Annotated in this window: 8 protein-coding genes; 3 read left to right on the top strand and 5 right to left on the bottom strand. The window is 66.1% G+C overall.

Translation table 11 applies throughout. From position 1 onward, the window contains the following. Window positions 1-505: helix-turn-helix transcriptional regulator (locus tag ACN675_RS27870; protein WP_420753898.1), on the top strand; the 505-nt coding region annotated here is incomplete at its 5' end. Here the strand turns inward: ACN675_RS27870 and ACN675_RS27865 are convergent. The 4 genes from ACN675_RS27865 to ACN675_RS27850 all read right to left on the bottom strand — a co-directional run bounded on the left by ACN675_RS27865 (window position 474) and on the right by ACN675_RS27850 (window position 2,504). Next, window positions 474-959, bottom strand: a complete 486-nt coding sequence (locus tag ACN675_RS27865) for an SRPBCC family protein (protein WP_420753897.1) — start codon at window positions 957-959, stop codon at window positions 474-476. The two genes, ACN675_RS27870 and ACN675_RS27865, sit on opposite strands and share 32 nt — an antisense overlap. Before the next feature lie 4 nt (window positions 960-963). Continuing rightward, window positions 964-1,305, bottom strand: coding sequence for an ArsR/SmtB family transcription factor (locus ACN675_RS27860; RefSeq protein ID WP_420753896.1), 342 nt, complete (start codon window positions 1,303-1,305; stop codon window positions 964-966). 59 nt (window positions 1,306-1,364) lie between these two features. Then, window positions 1,365-1,820, bottom strand: coding sequence for a PPOX class F420-dependent oxidoreductase (locus ACN675_RS27855; RefSeq protein WP_420753895.1), 456 nt, complete (start codon window positions 1,818-1,820; stop codon window positions 1,365-1,367). Window positions 1,821-1,997: 177 nt separating this feature from the next. Continuing rightward, entirely contained in the window at window positions 1,998-2,504 is a 507-nt protein-coding gene (locus ACN675_RS27850; RefSeq protein WP_420753894.1) for a DinB family protein, read from the bottom strand. A gap of 202 nt (window positions 2,505-2,706) precedes the next feature. On the opposite strand from ACN675_RS27850, the gene ACN675_RS27845 reads away from it, so the two are divergent. Next, window positions 2,707-3,684 (top strand): trypsin-like serine peptidase, encoded by a 978-nt coding sequence (locus ACN675_RS27845; RefSeq protein WP_420753893.1) that lies wholly within the window; start codon window positions 2,707-2,709, stop codon window positions 3,682-3,684. Next, entirely contained in the window at window positions 3,681-3,941 is a 261-nt protein-coding gene (locus ACN675_RS27840) for a hypothetical protein (RefSeq protein ID WP_420753892.1), read from the top strand. The genes ACN675_RS27845 and ACN675_RS27840 overlap by 4 nt, the downstream gene beginning before the upstream one ends. A gap of 40 nt (window positions 3,942-3,981) precedes the next feature. Here the strand turns inward: ACN675_RS27840 and ACN675_RS27835 are convergent. After that, window positions 3,982-4,423: serine hydrolase (locus ACN675_RS27835; protein ID WP_420753891.1), on the bottom strand; the 442-nt coding region annotated here is incomplete at its 5' end.

Genomic DNA, 4,423 nt, shown 5'->3' with positions numbered 1-4,423 from the left:
CGACGACGCAGCCGGTCTGTCCTCCGCTGCAACAGCTTTCGAACAGATGGGAGATCGACTCTCCGCCGCCGATGCGGCCGCGCAGGCAGCCGACGTGCATTTTCGCCACGGCCGCAAGGGTTCCGGAAACCTCGAGGCGGCACGAGCGCTGCGCATCGCTGCGGACTGCGGTGGCGCGCACAGTCCGGCGCTCTCGCTCGTGGCCCGCCCGCTGCCGCTGTCGGCTCGGGAACGGGAAGTCATCACGCTCGCCGCCGAGGGCCTGGCGAATCGGGAGATCGCCGAGAGGCTCACCCTCTCGAAACGCACTGTCGAGGGCCATCTTTACCGAGCGAGCATGAAACTCGGCGTCTCGAGCCGTCGTGAGTTCGCTGCGATCGTCGGACTCGACTCCGAACAGACGTCGTCCGGACCCGACTCGCCGAGCGGCCGGCTCGCCCCGGAAGACGAGGTGAGCCGGTCGTGGCGTGAAGTCAGGAGGCGATCAGCTCGTCGATCTGATTGATCGCCGAGGAGGCACCCTCGACCACACCCATGTCGAGCACCGTCTGGAGCGCCTCGGCGGAGGCGTAGGTGGCCACATACGTTGCCCGCGTGCCACCTTCGTGTTCGGCGAAGGTGTAGACGTTCTCGGAGACCGGGAGTTCCGGATTCGGGTTGAAGTCGAGATCGGCGAAACCGTCGACGAAGCTGAAGCTCGTCGGTTCGTCGACCGTCTTGATCTCCCAGTACCCGGCATGCTTGTCGCCTTCGGGGCCCGTCATGAAGTAGGTCACGCGGCCGCCCGGCCGGAGGTCGTGGTCGACCACGGTCGCCGGGTAGGTCGGCGGGCCCCACACCTTCTCGAGCTGGCGCGGGTCGGCGTAGACCTGCCAGATGCGCGCGACCGGTGCGGCGAAATCGGCTGTGATGGTCAGGGTTCGGTTGTCGATGTCGTGCTGTACATCGGTAACAGGCATGTCGTCAGTTCTCCTCGGTCGAGTCGGTTGCGATGAGTTCGTCGATACGTGCGATGCGACCGCGCCACACCTGCTCGAGTTCGGTGAGCATGGACGCCACCGACCGCACCGCCGCCACGTCGCCACTGGCCAACTGCTCCCTGCCGCTGCGACGCTTCGTCAGCAGGCCGGCCTTCTCCAATACCGCGACGTGTTTCTGAACAGCAGCGAAGCTCATGTCGTAGTTCGCCGCGAGCGCGGAAACCGAGTGCTCCCCGGCCAGCACACGGCGCAGTATGTCGCGCCGGGTTCGGTCGGACAGCGCGTGGAACAGGGCATCTGCCCGATCCTCGTCGTCTCCGCTCACGAGAACCAATATACAACCAAATGGTTGTACGTCGTCAATACCCGGATCGTTCCGGCAGTTCAGAGCCCCGGCGGGAATCCACCGGTCGCGATCGGACCCCAGCTTTCGATATGGACCCGGATCAGGGTCTTGTTCTGCCTGACCATCGCCTCGCGGTACTCGTCCCAGTCGGGATGCTCGCCCGCGATGCAGCGGTAGTACTCGACGAGGCCGTCGAGCGCCTCCGGCATGTCCAGAACCTCGGCGCGTCCGTTCACCTGTACGTACGCGTCGTTCCAGTCGTCGGACAGGACGCAGAGCGTCACGTGCGGATTCCGCCGCGCGTTGCGGGCCTTGGCGCGCGCCGGGTAGGTGGACACCACGATGCGGCCGTCGTCGTCGACGCCGCAGGTCACCGGCGACATCTGCGGAGTGCCGTCCGCGCGGACCGTGGCGAGTACCGCCCTGTGTCGCGGGCGCAGGAAATCCAGTAACTCATCGCGATCGACCTTTTCGGCGGTGGCGATACGAGGCATGACGAACCCTTCCGATCGGAGCCGTGCGGGTAGTAGGGAACGCTACCGCCTCCGAGCTGCCGTCTCCGGACTATCGCCTCCGAGCGAATGTACCGCTCGTCTCCTTCAATCGACTGAATGTACCGTTCGCTCGGAAAGGGGAGGCGCCCACGGACGATGCGACGCGCCGCGAGCGGTTCACGGCCGAGCGTTCCCGTAGCGCATCAGCAACTGACCGATCTCCGAAATATTCTTGGTCAGTTCGAAGTTCACCCATCCGGCGATTTCCCAGAGTGGCGTCTCGTCCGGCATGAGGCCGACGATCGGGGTCTCCAGGTCGGCCGTCTCGAGAAGTTCGGACCACTCGTGCGCGAGCGTCCGGATCCGGGACACCGTTCCGGACCATTCGTATGCGTCGGGTCCCACCGCGCTTCCGCCGCGACAGACCGCGAGCGTGTTCGACCACCACCATTCGATGTGCCACAGCAACCACGCGATCGTCGTCTCCGAAAGAGGAGACGCGGTCTCGTCCGGCCAATCGGCGACGAACCTCCCGTCGGCCCGCCGGACACCCACGCAATTCGACGACGGTTCCCGGTGCAGCACGGTCTCGTCGATCCGCGGCAGAACGTGCTCGTTCGCGAACAGCAGGATCAGGTCCAGCTGAGTCCGTAGAGCGCGCACGGTGAGAGAGGACCCGGTCACGACCGCGATCATTGCAGCCGTTCGCGCGCCGATCAACCAGGTTTCACAGAATGTGGGAAGTACCCGCAGCACCGGTCGTGAACGGCACAAATTCGCGTAGTCGGCTACGCGTGTGCCCGCGCTCGTCCGGTCCCATCCTCGAACTGTCCCCCACCCGGCCGTACCGCAGTTCGTCGCGGTACCGACAGTCAGGAAGACCACGATGACCGCAACCCTTCCCGCCGCCAACAACGGCGCCGTCACCACCTCCGACCCGTCGGCGGAAACCTCACCCGTATCGCCCACGATCCCCGAATCCGACCTCGTGCAGTCCCCGCCGTCCGCGGGTCCGGTCGGCGCGCTCGCCGACCTCGCGGGGTCGGGTGCGGAGCAGCTCGCCGGCTACTCCGGAACTCCCGCTGCTCCCGGTACCGACCTGTCGGAACTGCTGCGGATGAATCCGCCGGACGCGGCCGAAGCCACGTGGGGTCCCGCACCGGCCGGTCAGCCCGCACTCGAATCCGTCATCTTCCCCGACGATCGCGTCCAGATCGGTGACACGACCGTCTACCCGTGGCGCGTCCACTCGTATCTGCTCATCGAACTGTCCAACGGCTCGTTTGCGAGCGGCACCGGCTTCTTCATCGGTCCGCACACCGTCATCACCGCCGGGCACTGCGTGTTCGTGCGCGGCACCGGTCCGGGTTCCGGCTGGGTGCGGTCTGTGACGGTGATGCCCGGCCGCAATGGTTCGTCGCTGCCGTTCGGTTCCGTCCGGGTGAGTGGCAGCAGCCTGCGGTCGGTGCAGGGCTGGACGCAGAACGGCGATTCGAACTGGGATATCGGCGCGCTCATCCTTCCCACGAATCTCGGCGACCGAACCGGCTGGCTGGGATTCGGCGCCTACGACGACAACACCCTCATGTCGTCGATCGCCAACATCGCCGGCTATCCGGGCGACAAGCCGACCGCCACCCAGTGGTATCACTCGCGGAGGTTGTCTTCGGTTGCTGCGCAACGGCTCTTCTACGAGGTCGACACGTTCGGTGGTCAGAGCGGCAGCGCTGTGTACCGACTCCTGAACGGGCAACGGCACGCCTTCGGGATCCACACCAACGGCGTCTCACCGGGAGTGCCGGTGAACTCCGGTGTCCGGATCACCGGTCCGGTCTTCGACCGACTGAAGGCGTGGAAGGCGTGATTCGAGGCATCGTCCGCTGCGGAAGCACCCCGGTCCCGTTCGCCCGCATCGTCGTGGTGACGGGGCCGGGGCCGATGCCGGAGATCGCGATCCTGTCCGGGCCCGACGGCAGTTTCACCGTGGGCACGCCCTATCCCGGCCGGTACCTGCTGGCGGTGCACTCCGACGAGCATCGGCCCGCCCGGATCGAGGTGAGCCTGCCCGAGGCGTCCTCGGTCACCGAGGCGGTCGCTGATCTGGAGCCCCTCCCCAGCTGAAAGATGTGTCGCACCGGCACTTTCGGACGGACGCGAAACGTCATCGGGTCGGACCGGGCATCGGAGTCGGTGACGGCGCGAGCGACAGTCCCGCGTAGATCTCGTCGAGGATCGTCGGCAGCAGGGCATTGGCGGTGGTCTCCCCTTCCGGCGAAAGGGTCAGATTCGTCCAGACAACCAGAGTCACATCATTTTCCGGGTCGTGCCCCATGAACGAGTTGAAGCCCGGCAGCTCCCCACCGTGGTAGTACATCGCGGCGTTCGGCCCGAAGCGTTGATAGCTGATGCCGTATCCGTACTGCTGCCCGTCGGGTGCGTCCGGGTCCTCCGCCTGCAGGCTGTCGAGCCACTGCTGCTGATGTTCGGGATCGAAGACCTCGCCGGAAACCAGTGCCCTGATCCAGGCGGACATGTCGTCGGCCGTGGAGATCGCGCCGCCGGCCGCGGTCGCATAGGACGAATTCTGGTTGGTGTAGTCCAGC

Source organism: Rhodococcus sp. O3 (assembly GCF_048897285.1).
Lineage (GTDB): Bacteria > Actinomycetota > Actinomycetes > Mycobacteriales > Mycobacteriaceae > Rhodococcus.
Note: the sequence above shows the minus strand (reverse complement) of the source record. Positions and strands in the feature narration are given on the sequence as shown.